The sequence below is a fragment of the Skermanella sp. TT6 genome (assembly GCF_016653635.2).
Lineage (GTDB): Bacteria > Pseudomonadota > Alphaproteobacteria > Azospirillales > Azospirillaceae > Skermanella > Skermanella cutis.
The window spans coordinates 3,763,154-3,784,900 of sequence record NZ_CP067420.1; the positions used below are offsets into that span (position 1 = coordinate 3,763,154).

Annotated in this window: 15 protein-coding genes and 1 pseudogene; 3 read left to right on the forward strand and 13 right to left on the reverse strand. The window is 67.5% G+C overall.

Annotated features, from left to right (window positions below):
- Positions 1 to 30 precede the first annotated feature (30 nt).
- From IGS68_RS35605 to IGS68_RS17755, 8 genes and pseudogenes are all read right to left on the reverse strand, one after another.
- Positions 31 to 1,377, reverse strand: a pseudogene (locus IGS68_RS35605) (N-6 DNA methylase); the annotation flags it as partial.
- Between the two features lie 491 nt (positions 1,378 to 1,868).
- A complete protein-coding gene (locus tag IGS68_RS17725; protein WP_247880951.1) occupies positions 1,869 to 2,597 on the reverse strand; it encodes a protein phosphatase CheZ in 729 nt (242 codons plus the stop codon).
- 183 nt (positions 2,598 to 2,780) lie between these two features.
- Complete coding sequence (locus IGS68_RS17730) at positions 2,781 to 3,941, reverse strand: protein phosphatase CheZ (RefSeq protein WP_247880952.1); 1,161 nt, start codon at positions 3,939 to 3,941, stop codon at positions 2,781 to 2,783.
- Between the two features lie 35 nt (positions 3,942 to 3,976).
- Entirely contained in the window at positions 3,977 to 4,342 is a 366-nt protein-coding gene (locus tag IGS68_RS17735) for a chemotaxis response regulator CheY (protein ID WP_037452520.1), read from the reverse strand.
- A gap of 275 nt (positions 4,343 to 4,617) precedes the next feature.
- Positions 4,618 to 6,447: an aminopeptidase P family protein gene (locus tag IGS68_RS17740; protein ID WP_247881391.1), complete on the reverse strand. Its 1,830-nt coding sequence runs from the start codon at positions 6,445 to 6,447 to the stop codon at positions 4,618 to 4,620.
- 336 nt (positions 6,448 to 6,783) lie between these two features.
- Positions 6,784 to 7,659: a 50S ribosomal protein L11 methyltransferase gene (locus IGS68_RS17745; RefSeq protein WP_201072053.1), complete on the reverse strand. Its 876-nt coding sequence runs from the start codon at positions 7,657 to 7,659 to the stop codon at positions 6,784 to 6,786.
- 300 nt (positions 7,660 to 7,959) lie between these two features.
- Positions 7,960 to 9,168 (reverse strand): hypothetical protein, encoded by a 1,209-nt coding sequence (locus IGS68_RS17750; protein ID WP_201072056.1) that lies wholly within the window; start codon positions 9,166 to 9,168, stop codon positions 7,960 to 7,962.
- A 127-nt stretch (positions 9,169 to 9,295) separates the two neighbouring features.
- Positions 9,296 to 11,632: a UvrD-helicase domain-containing protein gene (locus IGS68_RS17755; RefSeq protein WP_201072072.1), complete on the reverse strand. Its 2,337-nt coding sequence runs from the start codon at positions 11,630 to 11,632 to the stop codon at positions 9,296 to 9,298.
- A gap of 176 nt (positions 11,633 to 11,808) precedes the next feature.
- Here IGS68_RS17755 and IGS68_RS17760 point away from each other — a divergent pair, with 176 nt between their 5' ends.
- Positions 11,809 to 12,165 (forward strand): hypothetical protein, encoded by a 357-nt coding sequence (locus IGS68_RS17760; protein ID WP_201072073.1) that lies wholly within the window; start codon positions 11,809 to 11,811, stop codon positions 12,163 to 12,165.
- 31 nt (positions 12,166 to 12,196) lie between these two features.
- Here IGS68_RS17760 and IGS68_RS17765 read toward each other — a convergent pair whose 3' ends face one another.
- The 5 genes from IGS68_RS17765 to IGS68_RS17785 form a co-directional block, all read right to left on the reverse strand.
- Positions 12,197 to 13,231 carry a diguanylate cyclase gene (locus IGS68_RS17765; protein ID WP_201072082.1) on the reverse strand — a complete coding sequence of 345 codons (1,035 nt, stop codon included), beginning with the start codon at positions 13,229 to 13,231 and terminating at the stop codon, positions 12,197 to 12,199.
- 101 nt (positions 13,232 to 13,332) lie between these two features.
- Positions 13,333 to 13,830, reverse strand: coding sequence for a pentapeptide repeat-containing protein (locus tag IGS68_RS17770; protein ID WP_201072084.1), 498 nt, complete (start codon positions 13,828 to 13,830; stop codon positions 13,333 to 13,335).
- A 71-nt stretch (positions 13,831 to 13,901) separates the two neighbouring features.
- Positions 13,902 to 14,402, reverse strand: a complete 501-nt coding sequence (locus IGS68_RS17775; protein ID WP_201072086.1) for a thioesterase family protein — start codon at positions 14,400 to 14,402, stop codon at positions 13,902 to 13,904.
- 106 nt (positions 14,403 to 14,508) lie between these two features.
- Positions 14,509 to 15,624, reverse strand: coding sequence for a sulfotransferase family protein (locus IGS68_RS17780; RefSeq protein ID WP_201072088.1), 1,116 nt, complete (start codon positions 15,622 to 15,624; stop codon positions 14,509 to 14,511).
- A gap of 103 nt (positions 15,625 to 15,727) precedes the next feature.
- On the reverse strand, positions 15,728 to 16,840 hold the full coding sequence (locus tag IGS68_RS17785) for an alkene reductase (protein ID WP_201072090.1): 1,113 nt from the start codon (positions 16,838 to 16,840) through the stop codon (positions 15,728 to 15,730).
- A gap of 109 nt (positions 16,841 to 16,949) precedes the next feature.
- Between IGS68_RS17785 and IGS68_RS17790 the strand changes: the two genes are divergently transcribed.
- A complete protein-coding gene (locus IGS68_RS17790; RefSeq protein WP_201072093.1) occupies positions 16,950 to 17,834 on the forward strand; it encodes a LysR family transcriptional regulator in 885 nt (294 codons plus the stop codon).
- 496 nt (positions 17,835 to 18,330) lie between these two features.
- Complete coding sequence (locus IGS68_RS17795) at positions 18,331 to 21,321, forward strand: transglycosylase domain-containing protein (protein ID WP_201072111.1); 2,991 nt, start codon at positions 18,331 to 18,333, stop codon at positions 21,319 to 21,321.
- Positions 21,322 to 21,747: the final 426 nt, after the last annotated feature.

The following is a 21,747-nucleotide window of genomic DNA, read 5'->3' on the forward strand; positions in this document are numbered from 1 at the left end:
GAGCCAGGAATAGTTGGTGATAAAACAGACCACGCCCCGCCCGGTCTGTTCGGCGATCCGGCGCTCGGCGATGCGGAAGAAACGGACATACAGGTCGTTCAGCCCCTGCCCCTCGGGCGGGCGGACCCGGCGGGTCTGCCGGTACGCCTGGGTCAGTCCGCGCTCCTCGTCGGACTCGCCGATGCCCGCGAAGCCGTTGTAGGGCGGGTTGCCCAGGACGACCAGTATCTCGTCGTCGCGCTTGACCCGGCGCGCGGCGTCCATCTCGTTCTGAAGGTCCGGCAGCGCCAGATAGTCCTCGCCGTCGGCGGCCGGGTCCCAGCCGGTCAGGGCATTGGTCAGGCGGATGCTCGGCCATTCCGCCCGCTCCCACGTCGCCGACCCCTCCGCCGCCAGCGGCGCGCCGAAGGCTTCGAGCATCAATGCCATCTGGAGGTGCGCGACGACGAAGGGAGCAGGCAGGATCTCGAAGCCGTGGATGCGCCGGATCGCCGCCTCCTTCACGAAGGATCCGACCAGGGCATCCTCGCCTTCTTCCCTGAGGGTCCGGGCGATGCGGTTCAGCACCGAGACAAGGTAGGAACCGGTGCCGCAACAGGGGTCCAGCACGACCACCCTTTCGTCGGCAAGACCGCGCGCCAGGTTCAGATCCCGGCGCAGGACCTGGTCCACCCGCTCGACCATGTAGTCGACGACCTCAGGAGGGGTGTACCAGACGCCGAGTTGCCGGCGCAGTTCCGGATCGAACGCTTCCAGGAACGGCTCGTAGAAGTACTGCACCGCGCTGTCCTGCCGGAAGCGGCTGAAGAACGCGGCGTCGTCCACCCGCCGCAGGGTGCCCGCCGCCCATTCCAGGACCTCGTCCAGGCACAGCGGCCCCAGCGCGCCTGGCGTGTTGACCGCTTCGAACAGGCCGCGCAGGACCGGAAGCCGGAGATGCCATGCCGCCCCATTGGCGGAAAACCCCTTGCGGGCTTGGAGGTCGGTATGTTGCCTGCACCACAGTACCCAGGCCGAGAACAGGCCGTAGAACAGGGTCTGCACCAGGGTGGAATGGAAGAAATGAATGCCCTTGGCGTCACCGAAGGTGATCCCCAGCGCCTCCTCCAGCGCGCCGCGCACGGAGTCCAGCCGCCCCAGGGACTGACCCGTTCCCGCGTTCGCCCCTTCCAGCCGCGCCAGCGCATCGCGCGCGTAGGACGCCAGGAACCAGGCCACGTCCTTGGGCTGGGACAGGGGAGCATTGTGCAGCAGCGCCCGGATCAGGAACTCCCCGCACCGAGTCTCCAGTTCCTCGCTGAGCCGGGCCGGCTGCGCCGCCAAGTCCCATAACCCCGCATCGCTGTCCGCCAGGGTGAATTCCTCCAGCCTGACCATGTGGCCGAACTGGTCGCGGCCGACGATCAGGAAGGCCCGGAAGTTGGTGACGAGCACGAGCCCGTAGCGGGACCAGTAATCCTGGACCTGCCGGCTCACGGCGATCGTGTGGACGGCGACATGGGGCGGCTTGGCCTCGATGACGCCGCGTTCCGGCAAGGTCCCCGGCCTCGGCTCGCCCTGCCGGGCAGGAAGCTGGGTCGCGCTGTACAGGCCGAAATCGGGATGGCCGGCCCCTTGGTCGGCGAGTTCCTGGATGCAGAGCACGCGAGGCCGCCTCTGCTCGCCTATGGCGTTCAGCAGCGACTGGAGCGCCGGATAGTAAGACCGCTCCCCAGTGCCGGCCCGCAGGGAACGAATTTCATGAAGCGACCGGAGATAAGCACGTACGACGGACACGATATACCTGAAACGATATAGGTATATCTTTTGTACTATGATAATGGCCCGTCACCAACGGGAAAGTCGTGCCCGAAAAACTCGCGCGCCAATCACCCGAACAGCGCGTCAATGTCCGCCTGGCTGATCATGCCCTTGTTGGGATCGACCTTGTTCGGCCCGTGAAGTTCCAGGTCGCCGTCCTTGGCGGCGATGCCGGGGGGCAGCGGCATGGTCTCGAACTCGCGCTTGTGCCAGACGCCCATCATGGCATCTACCCGCTCCTCGATGAAGGAGAGTGCGCGGACCACCTTGGTGATGCGCTGCCCCGTCAGATCCTGGAAGTTGCAGGCTTCGAAGATCCGGACGATCATTTCGTTCATGTCGTTGACGCGGCTCGACTGGTAGCCATCGGGCAGCTGCGCCCTCAGTTCCTGGACGATCTCCTCGATCTCCTCCGTGCAGGAGATGATCGTGTTGGTCGCCGCCTCCGTGGCGCTCACCACGGCGCTCAGCTCTTCGGACGCCTGCTGGAACTTGTCTTCGCTGGCCAGGGGATGGCGGAGTGCCGCCATTTCCGCCTTGGTCGCCTTGATCCGGCCGGAAATGTCGGCGATCTCGACCTGGATCTGCTCGATGTCGGTCCGGTCGCTGCTCATGAACCGGTCGAACTTGGCATGAAGCTCCGCGATCGATCGAAGGACGGGAGTGTGATCGACCTCGACTGAGATCGGACCCGCCGGAACCCCCGCGTCCGACGACAGACCGGAGATCAGGCCCGCGGGTTCGCCCTGCGGGGCGCCGGGTGCCGCGGCCCGCCGGGCTTGCTGCAACTCCGCCATGAAAGGCTTCCGCGCGCTCCGCCCGGTAGTCTCGACCATCATCCCCTGCCCCTTTTCCCATTTCTGCGGCCCTCGACTTGGTACCGGGACCGTGAATTGCCTCGTACGCGGGTCAGGTTACCCGCATTTCGTTAAAATCGTTTGAACTCGCACAAACCAGTATGCTCGCTGCGTCAATCGCTCTCATCCGAACAAGGCATCGATCGCGGACTGGTCCAGCGCCGCCTTCGGCGCGGGTGCGGCGGCCGGGGGCGGCGGAGGAGGTGCTGGCGGAGGAGGTGCTGGCGGAGGAGGTGCTGGCGGCGGAGGGGCCGGAGGTGCCGGTGCCGTGGGCGGAGGCGCCGTGACGACCGGCGGCTCCGGTGCCGGAGGTGGTTTGGCTACCGGAGGCGCAGCCGGCGGTTTGGGTGCCGGCGGGCTGGCCGCCTTGTCGACGGGCGGCGGTGGCGTCGGCTTGGCCGCGGCCTTCGGCTTCGGCGGAGCCTTCTCCGCCTTGCGCGCAGCCTTCGGCGGAGCCGGAACCGCGACGGCGGGAGGGGCCGGCGGGTGCGTGGGTGGCGGCGTCACCGGAACCGGAGGCGGCGGCGATACCGGGACCGCCGCCTTGGCGGGCTTCGGCGGTGGTGCCGGTGCCGGCGGCGGATCGGCGAAGAGGGCATCGACATCCGACTGGCTGACTCCCTGGCCGTCCAGGGCCGGGCCGTTCAGCAGGTGCGCATCGGGGCGCTTGTCGATGAAGACGTCGGGTACCTCGTCGGCCGGCTTCACGCCCTCCACGCCCCAGATCGCGATCATCGCGTTGACGCGCTGCTCGATGTAGCGCAAGGCATTGACCACCTTGCTCGTGCGCTGCCCGGTCAGGTCCTGGAAGGAGCAGGCGGTGAAGATGTTCATCACCTCCGACTCGACCTCGGTGCAGAGATCGGGGTCGGCCCCGCCCTTGCGAAGCTTGGCGCCCAGGTCCATCAGGCGTTCGGCGGAATTGAGGATGTCGAACGACGCCCGTTCCGTCGCCGAGACGATGGCGTCCAGCTCGTTCGTCGCCGACAGGATCTTGTTGTTGCCGCTGTCCGGGGGCTGGAGTGCCGCGACCTCGCGGCGAGCCTTCTCGATCGAGCCGGCCATCTCCAGCAGTTCGCGCCGCAGGACCTCGAGATGCGACGCTCCGCCGGAGATCGGGGTGCCCTGGTTCAGCAGGCACCGCATCTGTTCGAGCATGATCCGGATATCGTCCGCCACGCCGCCCTGAGCACGCTGGGCGTAGCGCCGCAGAAAGGCACGGCCCTTCGCGGTGCGCGCGACGGTATCCTCGATATGCTCGAACTCGTCTTCGGTGAGCTGCAACAGCCTGTCCACCACCGCCCCCGTATCCGTTCCGGTCACCCACCGATGACGGACTGGATCTTCTGCTTCAGCGTGTCGGCGTTGAAAGGCTTGACGATGTAGTTGTTGACGCCGGCTTCCTTGGCGGCGACGACGTTCTCGGTCTTGCTTTCGGCGGTGACCATGATGAAGGGCGTGCCGTTCAGCTTGTTGTCGGCGCGGATCTCCTTGAGAAGCTGAAGACCCGTCATCGGCTCCATGTTCCAGTCGGAGATCACCAGGCCGAACTTGCTCTCGCGCAGCTTGGCGAGCGCGGTGACGCCGTCGCCCGCTTCCTCGATATCGGAATAGCCGATCTGGGTCAGCAGGTTACGGACGATACGCCGCATGGTTGCATAATCATCGACCACAAGGATCTTCATGGTGTGCTCCAAAATACATCCGTTGACGATGGCCGTGCCACGCGATCCATCCGGTCGCCGCAACCCGCCCATTCCATCAGCAGCGCCCGGACTCCGCCGATCCGGACGCCGCCATTCGAAGAATTCGCGGCAGCATGCGACCCGACGGCTATGGCCGAATGCTGCAGCGTCCACCATGCTGTGCGAGCGTAAATATTGCGTTTAAACCGGCACGGATATGCCCATCCGCCGACCCGGCCCGCATACCGGGATCCGTCCCGACGGAACGCGGGCGGTCAGGCCATGACCGGGTCCGTGGCCTGGATCAGCCAGGCGGCGGTCGCGGGGTCGAGCTGCGGCACCAGGGCCTCGCGGACGCGGGCGTGATAGGCGTTGAGCCAGGCGATCTCCGCCGAGGTCAGCAGGGTCGGCTCGACCAGCGCCAGGTCGATCGGCGCCAGGGTCAGCGTCTCGAACGACAGCATGGGCCGCTCCGAGCCCTCCAGGTCCGCGCAGGGCTGGACCGCGACCAGGTTCTCGATCCTGATGCCGTAAGCACCCGTCCGGTAGTAGCCGGGCTCGTTGGACAGGATCATGCCCGGCTCCAGCGCGACCGTGTTGCCGACCTTGGAGATCCGCTGCGGCCCCTCGTGGACGCTCAGGTAGCTGCCGACGCCGTGGCCGGTGCCATGGTCGAAATCCAGGCCTTTCTGCCATAAGGCATGGCGGGCGAGGCTGTCGAGCTGGGACCCGGTCGTGCCCTTGGGGAAGCGGGCGGTCGCGATGGCGATGTGACCCTTCAGCACGAGCGTGAAGCGCTCCCGCATCTCGGGTGTCGGCTCCCCGATGGCGATCGTCCGGGTGATGTCGGTGGTGCCGTCCAGGTACTGCGCGCCGCTGTCGATCAGATAAAGGCTGCCCGGGACCAAGCGGCGCTCGGTCCTGGGCGATACCCGGTAATGGACGATGGCGCCGTTGGGCCCGTATCCGGAGATGGTCTCGAAGCTGAGGTCGCGGAACAGGCCTCCCCCGCGCCTCAGATCCAGCAGCTTGGCCGCGGCCGCGATCTCCCCGACCTCTCCGGTGGGGCCGGCCGAGGCGAGCCATGCCAGGAAGCGGGTGACCGCGACCGCGTCGCGCGCGTGGGCCGCGCGGGTACCCGCCAGCTCGACCTCGTTCTTGCGCGCCTTCGGCAGCATGACGGGATCGGAGTCGCGCTCCACCTTGGCATTGGCCAGCAGGAGCCGGTCGAAGATCCAGGCCGCGGCGGAGGCCGGATCGACCCTGACCTTCGCGCCGGCCATGCCGCCGAAGCGGTCGAGCGCCGGGCCGAACTCGTCCGGCTCGCGAATCGCCACGCGGTTTCCCAGATGCTCCTCGAGGCCGGGCACCAGCTTGCGGCGATCGATGAAGAGATCCGTGGCGCCCTCGTCGTCGATGATCGCGAAGGACAGCGGGAGCGGCGTGTGCGGGACGTCGCCGCCGCGGATGTTGAGCAACCAGGCGATCGAGTCGGGCTGCGTCAGCACCGCCGCCGCGTGCCCCGCCTGTTTCAGGGCCGCGGCCATGTCGGCCTGCTTGTCCGCCGCCGGCTTGCCGGCGAAGCGCAGGTCGTGGGGGACCACGGGAGCGAGGGGCGCCGGCGGCTGGTCGGGCCAGACCGCATCGACGGGGTTGTCCGGGCACGCCAGCAGGTCTCCGCCGACGCGCCCCATGACGGCGCGCAGGCGCTCGACCCAGCCGACAGTGTGCAGCCAGGGATCGTATCCGAGACGGCCGCCCCGGGGCAACGCCGCGGCGATCCATTCCGCGTGGGGATCCTCGGTCAGGTGCTTGTACTGGAACAGCGCCGATGACACCTCCGCCTGGACCTGCAGGGTATAGCGCCCGTCCACGAAGATGGCGGCCTGGTCGAGCAGCACGACGGCCAGCCCGGCGGAGCCGGTGAACCCGGATATCCAGGCAAGCCGCTCGGCGCGTGCCGGAACATACTCACCCTGGTGCTCGTCCGACCGGGGCACCACGAACCCAGACAACCCGCGCCTGGACAGTTCGGTCCGCAGCGCCGCGATGCGGGCGGCATGGTCGGGGACGGCGGCCGATCGGGAATGCCGTTCCGCCGCCATCGCGGCCCGCAGCGCCTTCAGTTCCGCGGCCAGGGCAGCCGGCAGGCGCGCCCCTCCCAGCAGTTCGAGCCAGGCGTCCGGATCTGCTCCCACCGGTGCCGCGACGACCCCGGCGACCAAGGCCCGGATCTCCGCCGCCGAGCGGCCCAGCCCGGCCTGCCTGAGCAGCCGGTCAAGGGAATCGTCTCCGCCATACTCGCCCGAAGCCGTCGCGATGCCCTCCACGGGAGAACCTTCCTCTGGTTGCCGAAACTGCCTGCTGTCCGGAAGGCTAGAACCCCCTACCCCGCCGCGCAAGGACGAATGCAGGCGGGAAGCGGGACGTCCCGGCCCGCCTCAGCCGCGCAGGACGAGGGTCCGCCACTCGCCGACCGGAATCCGGCCGACCAGCCGCAATCCCTGGGACCGGTGGGCGGCAAGCACCCAGTTCTCGTGCCGGTCCAGCAGTCCCGACAGCACCGCGTAGCCGCCGGGACGCAGCGCGCGGCGCAGGTCCGGCGCCATGCGGGCCAGCGGCCGGGCCAGGATGTTGCTGGCGATCAGGTCGTAGGGACGGCCCCGCCGGACCGCCTCGACCTTGTAGCCGTTGCCGCCGACCGCCCGGACGAGGGACGAAACCTGGTTGCGCCTGGCGTTCAGGCGGGTGACGCGCACCGATTCAGCGTCGATGTCGGAAGCCACGACCGGGACATGCCAGAGCTTGGCGATCGCCAGCGCCAGGATTCCCGACCCGCAGCCCATGTCGAGTGCCCGCCGGACCGGAAAACGCCTGGAAAGCCGGTCCAGAGCCACCAGGCAGCCGTAGGTCGTCGCATGCTCGCCGGAGCCGAAGGCGGTCGCTGCGTCGACCAGCAGCCCGACGGAGGAGGGCGGCACCCCGCCCTCGTGGTGCGAACCGTAGATGAAGCAGCGCCCGGCGCGGATCGGCGGAAAGCTCTTGTACGACCGGGTGAGCCAGTCGAGCTGGGGGACCGGCTCGATCACCATCTCGGGCTCGGCGATTCCCATCGCCTCCGCCAGGACGGCGATCCGCGCCGTCAGCCAGGCCCGGTCGGGCTCCCCGTGGGAGATCGCCTCGACCAGCCAGCTCACCCCCTCCTCGACCTCGAAAGTCGAGACCGAGACCGCATGGTCGCCCACGGCGTCGGCGAAGAAGGCCACCAGGTTTTCGGGCACGGTGAGCGCGATGCGCCAGAGATCGGGAATGGTCATGACACGGAAAACCCGGCGTTGAGGGAAGCCGCGTTTATGGGCGATGGCCGGAGCGGGCGCAAGGCGCCCCGTCCGGCGATCCCGCGCCAAGACCACATGCCTGGAGCTATACCCGATCAGGTTGAACCACTTCGGTTCACGCGCCTTGCTGTTCCAGTCGCCGCACCGTGTTGCGCCATGGGCGCAACCTACGGCTCGATGCAGGACGGAGGTGATGCCGGCCGACGGTCGTAGGTTGCGCCCATGGCGCAACGCGTCGGATCGGCTGCCTCGGGTGGATCGAACTGATCGGCTGAAGCTCTAGACCACGTTCGGCTTCCACTTGCCGGGGAGCTGGTCCGCGACCTCGACCATGCCCAGGTCGCGCAGGAAAGCCTGGCGCTGCCGGACCAGCCGCTCGGAAATGGCGGCTTCCGCGGCATCGCCGCCCAGCAGTTTCCCGTCGGGACCGCGCAGGTGCCCGATCACGCTTTCCAGGAGCGCGCCGTCGGCCTCGGGGCATTTCCGGTCGAGCGGGTGGTCGCGCTTCAGCTCGGCCAGCAGGCGCTCCGTCAGGACGCGGCGGCAGCTTTCGCCGGCACCGCGCGCGATCAAGGCGCCGATCCTGGCCAGGTTCGGGTTCAGCCGCTTGGGATCGCTGCGCCCGTGCAGGAAATCGGCCAGGGCGCAGAGCGACTCCGCGAGGTTCGCATGGGGGCCGAGCAGGTCCTTGATCATGTCCGAGGCGACCAGCGCGTCCGCGACGACGCCTTCGAAAAGCGTGTTAAGGCCGGGATCCAGATCCTCCGTCATCAGGGTCAGAAGCATCTCCATCTTGCCCCCGACCGAACCGTAGCCCATCAGATGCTGGGACAGCAGGCACAGCATCGTGAAGGACCAGTTCTCCGGCCCGCACCGGGCATGGATGCGCCGGCTGACATGGTCGAGGTTGGCGGTCTCGAACCGGGGCAGGCGCCGCCGCTCGGCGTAGAAGTCGCGGGACCGGTTCATCGCCTGGTGGACGAGGCCCTCCACATGACGGATCCGGTCTTTCGCCGGAATGTTGAATTCGTCCGCCTGCGCCATGGCGACCTGATGGACCGCCGCATGGATCATGTTGCCCGCTTCGGACAGTTTGCGCAGGTAGGTCCAGTTGTGCAGGAGTTCGGACGCGGTGATCTGGTACTTGTCCAGGAACAGCCTGAAGAGCCGTCCCATGATCATCCGGCTCTGGAAGCCATAGAGGTCCTCCAACTGCTCGCAGACCACGGGACGGTCGATCCGGCCCTTGATCACCATGGCCTTTTCCTTCACAGGCGGCCGGATCTCGTGGAGGATCTCCCGCTTTGTGGTGAAGCCGGACAGCATGGTCCGGTTGCGAACGACCTTGAACTCCTCGATGCCGGGCTCCGACAGGAGATGGCGGCCGATCGCGACCGCGTCCTCCTCCTCGGGAACGATGCAGTGGATGAGCCAGCGTCCCTCCCGGCAGATCAGGGTCTCATAGGTAATCTGGCGATTCTTGACCATCCACCCCGCCCACCAGACGTGATCGGCCGCCGGTGCCCGACCGGCGATCCCGATCGGGCCATTGGACAGCGGGTTTGTTTGCTGAAGCGTTAACGGAAACCTGCCGGAAGGTCCGCCCCCGACCGTATCAGCCGGCCTTCTCGGCGGGGACCACGAAGCTGTCCAGCACCTTCTTGGTACCGGCCTGCTCGAAGTCGATCTCCAGCTTGTCGCCGTCGACCGCCTTGACGGTGCCATAGCCGAACTTCTGGTGGAACACCCGCATGCCGCGCTTCAGCGGCTGGTCCGGCCGCCTCCGGGGCGCCACCTCGAAGGCGCTGCCCTCGATCACCGGACCCGTTCGGGGGCCGGGTGGCTGCCGCTGCGGCCTCGATCCGAAACCGCCGCCGAAATCGCGGAAGCCGCCGAAGCTGCTCCCGAACCCGCCCGCTCCGCCGAAGGTGGGCGCCGGAGCCGCGGACAGGCCCGGAGCCGCGTCGGTCTCGATGTGCTGTTCGGGCAGTTCGCCGACGAAGCGCGACGGGATCGCCGTGACCCAGGAGCCGTGCATCCGCCGGTTGGCGGCATGGCTGACATGGGCGCGCCGCCGCGCGCGCGTCAGCCCGACATAGGCCAGCCTGCGTTCCTCCTCCAGCCCGGCGATGCCGGTGTCGTCCATGGAGCGCTGGCTGGGGAACAGGCCGTCCTCCCAGCCGGGCAGGAAGACATAGTCGAACTCCAGCCCCTTGGCGCCGTGCAGGGTCATCACGCTGACCATCTCGGTGCCGCTGGCCTCGGCATTGTCCATCACCAGGCTGACATGCTCCATGAACCCGGCGAGGTTCTCGAACTCGCCCATGGCCGCGACCAGTTCCTTCAGGTTCTCCAGCCGCCCCGGCGCTTCCGGCGTCTTGTCCACCTTCCACATGTCGGTATAGCCCGACTCGTCCAGCACCATCTGGGCCAGTTCGGTGTGCGGCGTGCTGGCCCCGAGGGTCCGCCAGCGGTCGAAGTCGGTCATCAGGTTGCGCAGCGTCGTCCGCATCTTGGGCTTCAGCTCGTCGGTCTGGACGAGCTGCCAGGTCGCCTCGGTCAGCGGGATGCCCCGGGCGCGGGCGAGCTGGTAGAGCTGCTGGATGGTCGCGGGGCCGACGCCGCGCTTGGGCACGTTGATGATCCGCTCGAAGGCCAGGTCGTCGTCCGGCTGGACGACGATGCGCAGATAGGCCATCGCGTCGCGGATCTCCTGCCGCTCGTAGAAGCGCGGCCCGCCGACGACGCGGTACGGTAGGCCCAGCGTGATGAATCGCTCCTCGAACTCGCGGGTCTGGAAACCGGCGCGGACCAGCACCGCGATCTGGCTCAGCGGCACCTTGGCGCGCTGAAGCGCCTCGATCTCCTCGCCGATCCAGCGAGCCTCCTCCTCGCCGTCCCACAATGCCCTGACCTTGACCCGCTCGCCATGGTCGGACCGCGTCCACAGCGTCTTGCCCAGGCGGCCCTGGTTGTTCGAGATGACGCCGGCCGCCGCGGCCAGGATATGGCCCGTGGAGCGGTAGTTCTGCTCCAGCCGGATCACCTTCGCGCCGGGGAAGTCGTTCTCGAACCTCAGGATGTTGCCGACCTCTGCCCCTCTCCAACCATAGATTGATTGATCGTCGTCGCCGACGCAGCAGATGTTCTTGTGCTTCTGGGCCAGCAGCCTCAACCAGAGATATTGGGCGACGTTGGTGTCCTGGTACTCGTCGACCAGCAGGTAGCGGAAACGCTGCTGGTACTCCGCCAGCACCTCGGGGTTCGCCTGGAACAGGGTGATGTTGTGCAGCAGGAGGTCGCCGAAATCGCAGGCGTTCAGGCTCTGCAGCCGTTCCTGGTAGGTCCGGTAGAGCTGGACCACGCGGCCCCCCGCCATGTCGCCGCCATCCTGGGGCTTCAGCTTGTCCGGCGTCAGCGCCCGGTCCTTCCACCGCTCTATCACGCCGAGCACGGCGCGCGCCGGCCATTTCTTGTCGTCGATGTTCTCGGCCTTGAGGAGCTGCTTGACCAGCCGGATCTGGTCGTCGCTGTCCAGGATGGTGAAGTTGCCCTTCAGCCCCACCAGCTCGGCGTGCCGGCGCAGGATGCGGGCGGCGAGCGCGTGGAAGGTGCCCATCCACCATCCCTCGGTCGGGGTGCCGATCAGCGCGCCGACCCGCTCGCGCATCTCGCGCGCGGCCTTGTTGGTGAAGGTCACGGCCAGCACCTGGAACGGCGACGCCCGCCGGGTCATCAGCAGGTGGGCCAGCCGGGTCGTCAGCACGCGGGTCTTGCCGGTGCCGGCCCCGGCCAGGACCAGCACGGGGCCGTCCAGCGTCTCGACCGCCTCGCGCTGAACCTCGTTCAGGCCGTCGAAGTAGGTAAAGCGTTGCGCGGCCGGGGCCGTCGCCGGTGAGACCGCAGGAACGGCGTCGTTCAGCGGGTCGTCATAGTGGAATGGATCGGACATGGGCAGGACTATACTCCGCCGGCGGTCCCGAGTTTAAGGACTTGTTGAAGGTTCCTGACATGATCTGGAGCGACCCCGATGACAATCGTACGCCGAGCGCTCAAAAGGGGTGGGTTGCCCTCGACCGGACCCGGCGGCCCATGTTAGAAGATAGCGATTGTTGACCGGAGTCGCCCATGCCGTCCTTGCGCCTCGATGACGACCATACGATTCAAGCCATCGGGATCCTCGCCGACGTTCTGGATCGTTTCAGCGGGATGACCTCCCTGGAGTGCACCCTGGTTTCCAAGGCGTTGCGCCAAGTCCAGCAGACGCGGTCCCAGATCGGCATGGACTTCGCGTCGCGCGCCTTCGCGACGCTGGAGCCCGACGTCCGGCGCCGGATCGCGGACGACGCCACGGACGCGGCCCTGGAAGCCACCAGCACCATGAAGCTTCCCAAGCTGCGCGCGCCCCGGCCGACCGCACCTCCGGCGACCGGGTTGCTGGGGGCGATCAACAACCGCGGCGCCAAGCCGCGCAAGCCGGCCTGACCGGCGCCACGCGGCTTCCCCGGGTGCGGGCCTAGCCGCCCTGCCCCGTATCCCTGTCCCGACTCCCGATCGCCACGACCCGGTTGCGTCCGGATTGCTTGGCGTCATAGAGCGCGGCGTCGGCCCGCTTGATCAGGTCCGCCGGCGTCTCGTCGCGGGCGAGCTGGGCGACTCCGACCGACAGGGTGATGGTGCCCAGCGTCACGTTCCTCGACCGGTTGACCAGTTTCTTGGACGCGACGGATTTCCGGATCTGCTCTCCCAGCCTGGCCGCGTCGGCCATCCGGCTGTCCGGCAGGATCACGGCGAACTCCTCGCCGCCGTAGCGGACCGCCGTGTCGGTCGCCCTGATCGATTCCTTGACCGTCCGCGCGACCAGGGCGAGCACATGGTCCCCGATGGTGTGGCCATGGGCGTCGTTGAACTGCTTGAAGTGGTCGATGTCGGTCATCAGCAGGCTCAGCGGCCGGCCGGTCTGGGCCGCGCGGGCCACGGCCTCGGCCAGCGACGCGTCGAACAGGCGCCGGTTGAACAGCCCGGTCAGGGAGTCGGTGATCGCCTCCTGGCGGACGACGTCCAGGTTGCGGCGCAGCTCGTCCATCTGGCTGCTGGAAGACTGCAATTGGCTGTGCAGCTCGCGGTTATGCTCGGCCATCAGCCGGGTTTCCGCCGCGATCGCGTCGACCAGCGCGCTCAGCTGCTCCAGTCCCCGCACCTCCATATCCTCGCCGAATTGCTGGAGCGCCCTGCCGTACCGGTCGCTGCCGGCGCCGGACGCGCGCAGCAGCTCCAGCAGGTGGCTCAGCGCCCCCTGGATCCGGGCGCCCGCCTCGCGGACCGCCTGCTTCTCGTGGTCCAGGCTGAAGAACCTGTCGTGGAGTTCCGCCAGACGCTCGGCCGTGACGCCGTGCCCGGCTTCCGCCAGTTTATCCAGGGCGCGGTTCAGGTCCGGCAGGTCGCCGCTGTAATAGCTGTACCAGATGGCGAAATGCTGGGGCGTGGGCGGCAGCGATTCGGCGGCCATCCGCGCCATGGCCCGATCAGCCCAGTTGGTCGCCTGCTCCATGATGCCGCCATCTCCGCCAGAACCTGAACTTCCGGCGTAGGCTATGACCTAAGGGCTAGGAACTTGCAAGCGACGATACCCACGGCGCGGGGTGTGCTGCGTCAGTTGCACTGCCCGATGGACGATTCGGCGCAGGTCCTGCCGTCAACCCAGGTCGCTCCGGTCAGGTCGGCGTTGCGGAAATGCGTCCCCTGGACCCGGGCGCCGGTGAAGTCGGCATTGCGCAGGTTGGCGTCGATGAAACGGGCATTGCGCAGGTCGGCGCCGGCCAGGGAGGCATCGGTCAGCACGGCCCGGGTGAGGTCGGCCTCGATCAGCCGGGCATCGTCCAGCTTGGCGCCGGTCAGGTCCGCGCTGAAGAACTTGGCGCGATAGGCATCCACGCCGGTCAGGTCGGCGCCGCTAAGCTTCGCCCTCAGGAAGGTGGCATCCCGCAGCATGGCACCCTGCAGGTTGACGTTGCGCAGATCCCGTCCATCCAGATAGCACCGCCGCCAATTGACGTCCGGGCTCGCCGGGTCCGTGCAGTCGGCAATGGCGCTGGAGGTTGAGACCACGAGGAGAGCTGCCGCGAGCACGGCGGAGATGGTACGCTTCATGATGCCCTAGATAGGTCACACAAACCCGGAAGCCAAATTAATCTCGGATTGAGGCGATCGTACGGACGACATCACGCGGGCGGATGGTCCGGTTTGCGGAATCCCAGGCCGATCACGCGGCCGACCTGCGGCGGCATGGGCAAGGCCGACTGGGCGGCTCCGATCCCCTCCAGCAGCAGGCGCGCCGCATCCGGCAGGGGACATGAACGCCGGGTCCCGAGATCGACATGCATCAGCACCAGCTCATTGGTCGCCGCCAGCCATCCTTCCGTGCCGTGATGCATGGCGTGCATCAGGTGGACGCGCTTCGCATCGACTCCGAGGATGCGGGTGCCGAAGGCCAGCGGGTCGCCCTGCCTGACCTCCCGCTCGTAGGTCACATGCATCTCCAGCACGAACACCGAGCGGTTCTCCGCCTTCACATAAGCCGCTCCCAGGCCCGCATGGTCGAGCAGCCGATCGGTCGCGTGGTCGAACGCCAGCACGTAGTAGGCGACGTTCATGTGGCCGTTATAGTCGATCCATTCCGGCCGGACGTTTTCCGTGTGGAGGCGAAGCAGGGAGTCGGTCATGGCGGTCGCCCGATGCTGTGCAGGATGACGGGACGATAACCCCGTCCCGCCGGAAATGCGCCCTCCCGATCGTCCAGGTCATCGGGCATCCGGATCATCGGGTGCTTCATCCCGCGGGCGGCGCATAGCCCCAGCGGTCGATCAGGGCACCCCAGTGCCGGCCGACCCGGTCCACCTCTTCGGGCGGATATCGGTGGCGGTTCTTCGCATAACCCCGTATTCCGTCGAGGTAGACCTGGAAATGCCGCTCCGCGTCGGGCCACCCCGGCAGCCCGAGCGTGCGGTAGACCCGCTCCAGCTCCGCGATCGGCTGCCGTTCGAAATCCTCGAAGCGGATCTCGGCGTACTGGGTTTCCGGCAAGGCCGAGGCGTCGGCCAGCAGCCTGTCCATCAGCCGCGGATAGAGGTCCAGCACGATCCGGTCCAGGTCCACCCGCGACGTGTCCTGCAGCGCGAAGCTGTTCAGCAGCGTGGCGAAGGTGCGGCGCGTCGAGGGATAGACCACGAACGGGTTGCGGTGGATGTGGATGAACTTGGCCTCCGGCCACATCGCGCGCAGCAGCGGGATGCGGGCGGAATGCACCGGGTTCTTCAGCAGCAGAGGAAGTCCGGGCCGGATCAGCGAAACCTTGGCCAGGAAATATCCGAAGGCGGCGCGCCACTCCGCGACCTCATCCTCCGTGCAGCCGTCGAAGAAGATGCCGCGGTTGAAATGCTCCTCGAACCGGCTGGGAAAGAACAGGCCGTGGTAGTAGGAGACGCCGGTCATCAATGCCAGCGGCAGTTCGTCCTCCTGCGGCGAGTCGGGCGTCACGGGGATGTTGTCGATCAGCCGGTCGCTCGGCAGGTGGTCTTCCAGGATGGTCCGGATCGGGCCGGTGATCCCCAGGAAATCCCACGGCAGCGCGGCGGCGAAGGGCGGCACCCATCCCCACTGCGGCGATCGGCTGAGGACGTTGTAGAGATGGGTCGTTCCGCTGCGCCAATGCCCGACGATGAAGACCGGCGGCGCCATCGGCGGGGCCTCGTCCAGACGCCGCCGTACCCGCCTCTTCTCCAACGCCACGAAGGGCCGGCGGTAGGCGGCGCCGATCCGCGTCGCCCAGACCGCGGCCCGGCGATCGGAAGCTATCGGCCCGTTGGCCGACAGCGCCCAGCGGAGAGTGGCGCGGTCGGCGCCGACGAGGGGATGAAACCAGCGGGGTGGAGCAGTTCCGGCCATTTCGGTCCTTGACGACGGGTCTTGCCTGATCCAGGCGCTCTGCCTGGATCAGAAGAACCGCCGGAACCGCCCCGGAGTTGCGTCGGCTCTCCTCGGTCCGCGTTCAGGCGTCCGCCAGCGCCGGATAGTCGATGTAGCCGCGCGCGTCGCCGCCGTAGAAGGTCGGACGGTCGTAGCGGTTGAGCGGAGCGCCGCGCCGCAGCCGTTCGACCAGGTCCGGATTGGCGACGAACAGGCGGCCGAACGCCACCAGGTCGGCCTTGCCCTCGGCGATTGCCTGGGGCGCCGTCTCCCGCGTGAAGCCGCCGGCCGCGATGATCGTGCCGCCGAAGCTCTTCTTGAAACGCGACGAGGCGTCCGGCGCCTCGGGGTCGAGCGCGTTGGTGTCGCTGTTCTGGTCGGCCCGCGGCTCGACCAGGTGCAGGTAGGCCAGGCCCCGCCGGCCCAGTTCCGTCGTGACATGGTCGAACAGGGCGCCCGGGTTCTCGTCGCTCATGTCGTTGAAGCGGCCCCAGGGGGACAGCCGCACGCCGACGCGGTCGGCGCTCCAGGCGGCGCTCACGGCGTCCACGACCTCCAGCAGCAGGCGCGCGCGGTTCCCGATCGAGCCGCCGTAGCGGTCCTCGCGCCGGTTGGTGCCGGTCTGGAGGAATTGGTCGATCAGGTAGCCGTTGGCCGAGTGGATCTCGATGCCGTCGAAGCCGGCCTCCCGCGCGTTGATCGCGGCGCGGCGGAAGTCATCCACGATGCCGGGGATCTCGTCCTCGCGGAGCGCCCTGGGCGTCTCGAAGGCGACCGGCTCGAAGGTCCTGGTCATGTGCATTCCGGCGGCGGCGACCGCCGAGGGAGCCACCGGCAAGACGCCGCCCGGCTGCATGGACGAGTGCGAGATCCGGCCGGTGTGCCAGACCTGGAGGAAGATCACGCCGCCCTTGGCATGCACGGCATCGGTCACCAGACGCCAGCCCTGCACCTGCTCGGCGGAATAGATGCCGGGCGCGCCGGGATAGCCCCGGGCCTGTTCCGACACGTCGGTCGCCTCGGCGATGATCAGTCCGCCCCGGGTGGCCCGCTGCGCATAATACTGGGCGTTCATCGGCTGCGGCACGTCGCCCGGTTGGCGCGACCGCATGCGGGTCAGCGGCGGCATGACGATGCGGTGGGACAGGCTGACGGCACCGACACGGACCGGCGTGAAGAGGGACTCGACTGACATGCTTGGATTCCCCGAGGCAAAGAAGTTCGCCCCCTCACATGGCACTGTGGCGGAATCCGTTGTACCACCCTATTCTGACAAGCCGGTTTATCGAAATCAGACATAATCCATGGAAACGGACGAGCTCTCGGTCCTGGTGCAGGCGGTCGCGGCCGGCAGCCTGTCGGGTGCGGCCCGCCGGCTCGGCGTCACCCCGACCGTCGCCAGCCGGCGCCTCGCCGCCCTGGAGGAACGCCTCGGCGTCCGCCTGATGCACAGGACGACGCGGTCGGTTTCCCTCACGCCCGAGGGGGAGACCTTCCTGCCCCATGCCCAGGCCATGCTGGAGATCGAGGAAGCGGCGCGCGCCAGCCTGGCCCCGGCGGAACAGGGGGTCAGCGGCCTTCTTCGCGTCACCGCGCCGGCCTCCTTCGGCCGGAAGGTGGTCGCCCCGCTCGTTCCGGCCCTGCTCGACGCCAATCCGGACCTGCGCATCGATCTGGAACTGACCGACAGCGTGGTGGACATCGCCGCCGCCGGGATCGACGTCGCCATCCGCATCGGGCGCCTGCGCGAGTCCACCCTGATCGCCCGCCGGCTGGCGCCGAACACGCGGGTGCTGTGCGCGGCCCCGTCCTACCTGGAGCGCCGCGGAACTCCCCATGCGGTGGAGTCGCTGGCCGGGCACGAGTGCCTGGTGCTGAGCGGCACCGGGTCCTGGCCCTTCGATTCCGGAGGGAAAGCACGGGAAATCCGCATTTCGGGACGCTTCGCCAGCAACAGCGTGGAGGCGATCCGCGAAGCCTGCATCGGCGGGCTAGGGATCGCCCTGCTGTCCCGCTGGGACGTCGTGACCGAGCTCGCTTCCGGCGCCCTGGTGCGGATCGATTTCGAGGCGCTGATCCCGCAGGAGATCTCCATCTGGGCCGTCTATCCCAGCTCCCGGCTGGTGCCGCCCAAGGTCCGGGCTTTCATCGCCTCGCTGGAGTCCGCGCTGGCGAAAACCGGACGGTGATCGACGAGGCTCCACCGCCCGCGGCCAGGGCAGTGTCTACGGACGGTGGAGCCTGGTCCAATCCGGGGTCTCCTCTGACGGAGAAGCCGGGTCATGGTCCCGGCTGATCTGAGATCGCTCCCGCTTGCTGCCGACGGGCAACTGAGGGCCATCATGCCCCATCCTTGGCCGCCCGGGTATGAACGCAATCACATAATTCCGCACTCTATGGCTGTATCGTCCGGGGGTGCCGCCGAAGAGACCCGGGGCTTTCGCGGTGAGTCCGACGAAGTGAGCAGGTTTATCTAAAATGCCGCTCATCGACTTCCCGAAGTCGTTCCATGCCCGGCCGGAGGTCTCACCCATCGGGTGTCACATAATGGGGACACCTGACCTTTTCGGAAGTGGAAGTACCGCTGAAAACAGTTTGTTAACCACGCGAGCCTAGCTTTTGATAAAGCCGATCCGGCGATCGTTTCGGGCCGGTGCCAATATCGTTTCGGGAAGGCATGTCTTGATGCGTCGCTTCGGTTGGGAGCGCTGGCTGATCTGTGGAGTGCTTGTCGCCGCAGCCACGGGCACCGGTTGGGTCGGCTACCAGGAGATGCGGACCTCCTGGTTGCAGGCGGGGGTTCTGACCAAGTACGGCGAGAGGCTCACCTACCAGGTCGAGCCGGGCGCCAGCACCCTGGTCAAGTATCCGACCCAGGGTCCCTACAACGAGCGGCTCGGCTATACCGCGATCCCGAAGTCCATCGAGGCGCTCACCGGCAACGGCTTCCGGATCGAGCAGCAGGCGCGGACCTCGCCCGAACTGGCCGACTTCGTCGAGTACGGCGGCTTCGCGGTCTTCCGGGAGAAGACCCGCGCCGGCCTGACCCTCAAGGACCGCAACGGGTCGATCCTCTACACGGCCCGCTATCCCGAGCGGGTCTACGACGATTTCGACTCCGTGCCGCCCCTGGTGGTCGGCACCCTGCTCTTCATCGAGAACCGGGAACTGCTCGACCCGACCTACCCCAAGCGGAACCCCGCGGTCGAGTGGGACCGCTTCGCCCTCGCCATCCTGGGGCTGCCGGCCCAGTGGCTCAATCCCGGCATGCGCATTCCCGGCGGCAGCACCCTGGCGACCCAGATCGAGAAGTACCGCCACTCGCCCGATGGCCAGACCTCGGGGGCGACCGAGAAGCTGCGCCAGATGGTCTCGGCCAGCGTGCGGGCCTATCTGGACGGCCAGGACACCACCTTCGCCCGCCGGCGCATCGTCGTCGATTACCTGAATTCCACGCCGCTGACCGCCCGCCTCGGCTTCGGCGAGGTCAACGGGCTGGGCGACGGCCTGTGGGCCTGGTACGGCACCGACTTCAAGGACGCCAACGCGATCCTGAAGCAGACGCCCCGCAACGGCCTGGAACGGCTCCGCCAGGCGGAGATCTACAAGCAGGTGCTGAGCCTGCTGCTGGCCCAGCGCCGGCCGACCCATTACCTGATCGCGGACCGCGCTTCCCTGAACGAGCTGGCCGACAGCCATCTGCGGCTGTTGGCATCCCAGGGGACGATCTCCGAGGACCTGCGCGACGCGGCGCTCGATATCAAGTTGCGCTTCCGGAACGACGCACCCCTTCCGCCGCCCGTTTCGTTCGTGGAACAGAAGGCGGCGAACGCGATCCGGACCCGGCTGCTCGGCATGCTGAACGTCCCCAGCCTGTACCAGCTCGACCGCTACGACCTGACGGCGGAAACCAGCCTGGACGGCCCGACCCAGCAGCGCATGGTCGAGGTGCTGTCCAAGCTGAACGAGCCCGGCTTCATCGAGACGCTGGGGATGGCTGGCTTCCGCCTCCTGGATGCCGGCAAGAACGACCTGCACAAGGTGATCTACAGCGTCATGCTGTACGAGCGCGGCCCCAACGCCAACTATGTCCGCATCCAGGCCGACAACCTGGACCGGCCGCTCGACATCAACGAGGGCGCCAAGCTCGACCTGGGCTCGACCGCCAAGCTGCGCACGCTGATCACCTATCTGGAGATCATTTCGGAACTGCATGGCCGCTACGGCCACCTGCCCCGCCAGCAGCTCCGCTCGGTATCCCTGGACGCGACCGACAACCTGACGCGCTGGGTCTCCACATACCTGTCCGACGCTGCCGACCGCAGCCTCGCCACCCTGCTGGCGGCCGCCATGGAGCGGCGCTATTCCGCCAGCCCCGGCGAACGGTTCTTCACCGGCGGCGGCGTCCACAGCTTCGTCAATTTCGACGACAAGGACAACGGCTCGATCCCGACCGTGACCGAGTCGCTCCGCAGCTCCATCAACCTGCCCTTCATCCGCATGATGCGGGACATCGTCCAGTACTATGTCGCCGAGGGCGCCGAGGAAGCCGGCGGGACGATCCTGACCGATCCGTCCAACCCGGCGCGCCAGGCCTACCTGGAGCAGTTCGCCGACAAGGAGGGCAGCCATTTCCTCAACCGGTTCTATACGGACTACCGCGGCAAGACGCCGGACGAGGCGCTGGCGCTCCTCGCGACGCGGGTCCGGCCGGTTCCGCACCGCCTCGCGACCGCCTTCCTGTCGGTGCGTCCCAAGGCCAGCCTCGCGGAATTCACCCGCTTCATGCGCGACCGCCTGCCCAAGAGCGAGCTGACCGACCAGGTGTTGGAACGGCTGTTCGACAAGTACGCCAAGGACAAGTGGATCCTGGCCGACCGGGGCTACATCACCGGGGTCCACCCGCTCCAGCTCTGGCTGGTGGAGCATCTCCAGCACCATCCCGAGGCGAAGCGCAGCGAGGTGCTCCAGGCCAGCGCCGACGAGCGGCAGGAGACCTATGCCTGGCTGTTCAAGACCAGCCGCAAGCAGGCTCAGGACACCCGCATCCGCATCCTTCTCGAAGCCGAGGCGTTCCAGCGCATCCACAAGTCCTGGAAGCGGCTGGGCTATCCGTTCGACAGCCTGACCCCCTCCTACGCGACCGCGATCGGCAGCTCCGCCGACCGTCCCGGCGCGCTAGCCGACCTGATGGGAATCATCGTGTCCGACGGCATCCGGGTGCCGACGCTTCGGGTGGAGCGCCTTCATTTCGCGACCGGAACGCCTTACGAGGCGGTTCTCGGCTTCGACCAGAAGCCTGGCGAGCGGGTGCTGGCGCCGGAGATCACGGCGACCGTCCGGCGCGCCCTGCAGGACGTGGTGGAGAACGGCACGGCGCGCCGCGTGCGCGGCGCCTTCGCCGCCCCGGACGGCCAGGTGCTCCCCATCGGCGGCAAGACCGGCACCGGCGACCACCGCTACGCCGACCGGGTGATGGCCCGCACCGCGACCTTCGTCTTCTTCATCGGCGACCGCTTCTTCGGCACCATCACCGCCCACGTCGCCGGGCCGGAAGCCGCCCGCTACAAATTCACCAGCGCCCTGCCATCGCAGCTGCTGAAGTCCCTGGCGCCGGTGATCCAGCCGCTGATGGAGCGCCCGACCACGACGCAGACGGTCGATCGCAGCCAGTGACTGGAAGACGGAGTCGCGGTCATACTCCGTACTTTCGAGTCGCCCGTCGGAATCTCCGACCGGCTGCGTCGGGAACAGCCGGCAATGGCGCATGCGCAGATCAAAACGTGCAGTGCATCGCGGCAAAAACATATCTCCGCACGAGAAATCATGCAGTGATATGCTCCTTCTCACAGTACTCTGATAATCAACATAGCTAAGTACATAGAAACGTCGTCCTCATATGGACTCAATGGCTGGCCGGGTATAGCAGTCTTCTAGGACATCTGCTGATTTCGCTAAATCTGTAGCATACTAAGGAAGACAGATGATTGCTCTAGATTCACTGGTCAGTGAATTTGACCCCAATCAGCAAGACGCGGCGACACTTCTCGCTCTCGGCCGCTCCGGGCGGGACAAGCTTTCATGACACGCGTCCGAGCGTGA

Bases quoted from the DNA above. Each gene is read 5' to 3' on its own strand.
- IGS68_RS17725 (WP_247880951.1), bottom strand. From the start codon at position 2,597: ATGGCGGAGTTGCAGCAAGCCCGGCGGGCCGCGGCACCCGGCGCCCCG.
- IGS68_RS17735 (WP_037452520.1), bottom strand. From the start codon at position 4,342: ATGAAGATCCTTGTGGTCGATGATTATGCAACCATGCGGCGTATCGTC.
- IGS68_RS17740 (WP_247881391.1), bottom strand. From the start codon at position 6,447: ATGGCGGCGGAACGGCATTCCCGATCGGCCGCCGTCCCCGACCATGCC.
- IGS68_RS17745 (WP_201072053.1), bottom strand. From the start codon at position 7,659: ATGACCATTCCCGATCTCTGGCGCATCGCGCTCACCGTGCCCGAAAAC.
- IGS68_RS17750 (WP_201072056.1), bottom strand. From the start codon at position 9,168: ATGGTCAAGAATCGCCAGATTACCTATGAGACCCTGATCTGCCGGGAG.
- IGS68_RS17755 (WP_201072072.1), bottom strand. From the start codon at position 11,632: ATGTCCGATCCATTCCACTATGACGACCCGCTGAACGACGCCGTTCCT.
- IGS68_RS17760 (WP_201072073.1), top strand. From the start codon at position 11,809: ATGCCGTCCTTGCGCCTCGATGACGACCATACGATTCAAGCCATCGGG.
- IGS68_RS17765 (WP_201072082.1), bottom strand. From the start codon at position 13,231: ATGGAGCAGGCGACCAACTGGGCTGATCGGGCCATGGCGCGGATGGCC.
- IGS68_RS17770 (WP_201072084.1), bottom strand. From the start codon at position 13,830: ATGAAGCGTACCATCTCCGCCGTGCTCGCGGCAGCTCTCCTCGTGGTC.
- IGS68_RS17775 (WP_201072086.1), bottom strand. From the start codon at position 14,402: ATGACCGACTCCCTGCTTCGCCTCCACACGGAAAACGTCCGGCCGGAA.
- IGS68_RS17780 (WP_201072088.1), bottom strand. From the start codon at position 15,624: ATGGCCGGAACTGCTCCACCCCGCTGGTTTCATCCCCTCGTCGGCGCC.
- IGS68_RS17785 (WP_201072090.1), bottom strand. From the start codon at position 16,840: ATGTCAGTCGAGTCCCTCTTCACGCCGGTCCGTGTCGGTGCCGTCAGC.
- IGS68_RS17790 (WP_201072093.1), top strand. From the start codon at position 16,950: ATGGAAACGGACGAGCTCTCGGTCCTGGTGCAGGCGGTCGCGGCCGGC.
- IGS68_RS17795 (WP_201072111.1), top strand. From the start codon at position 18,331: ATGCGTCGCTTCGGTTGGGAGCGCTGGCTGATCTGTGGAGTGCTTGTC.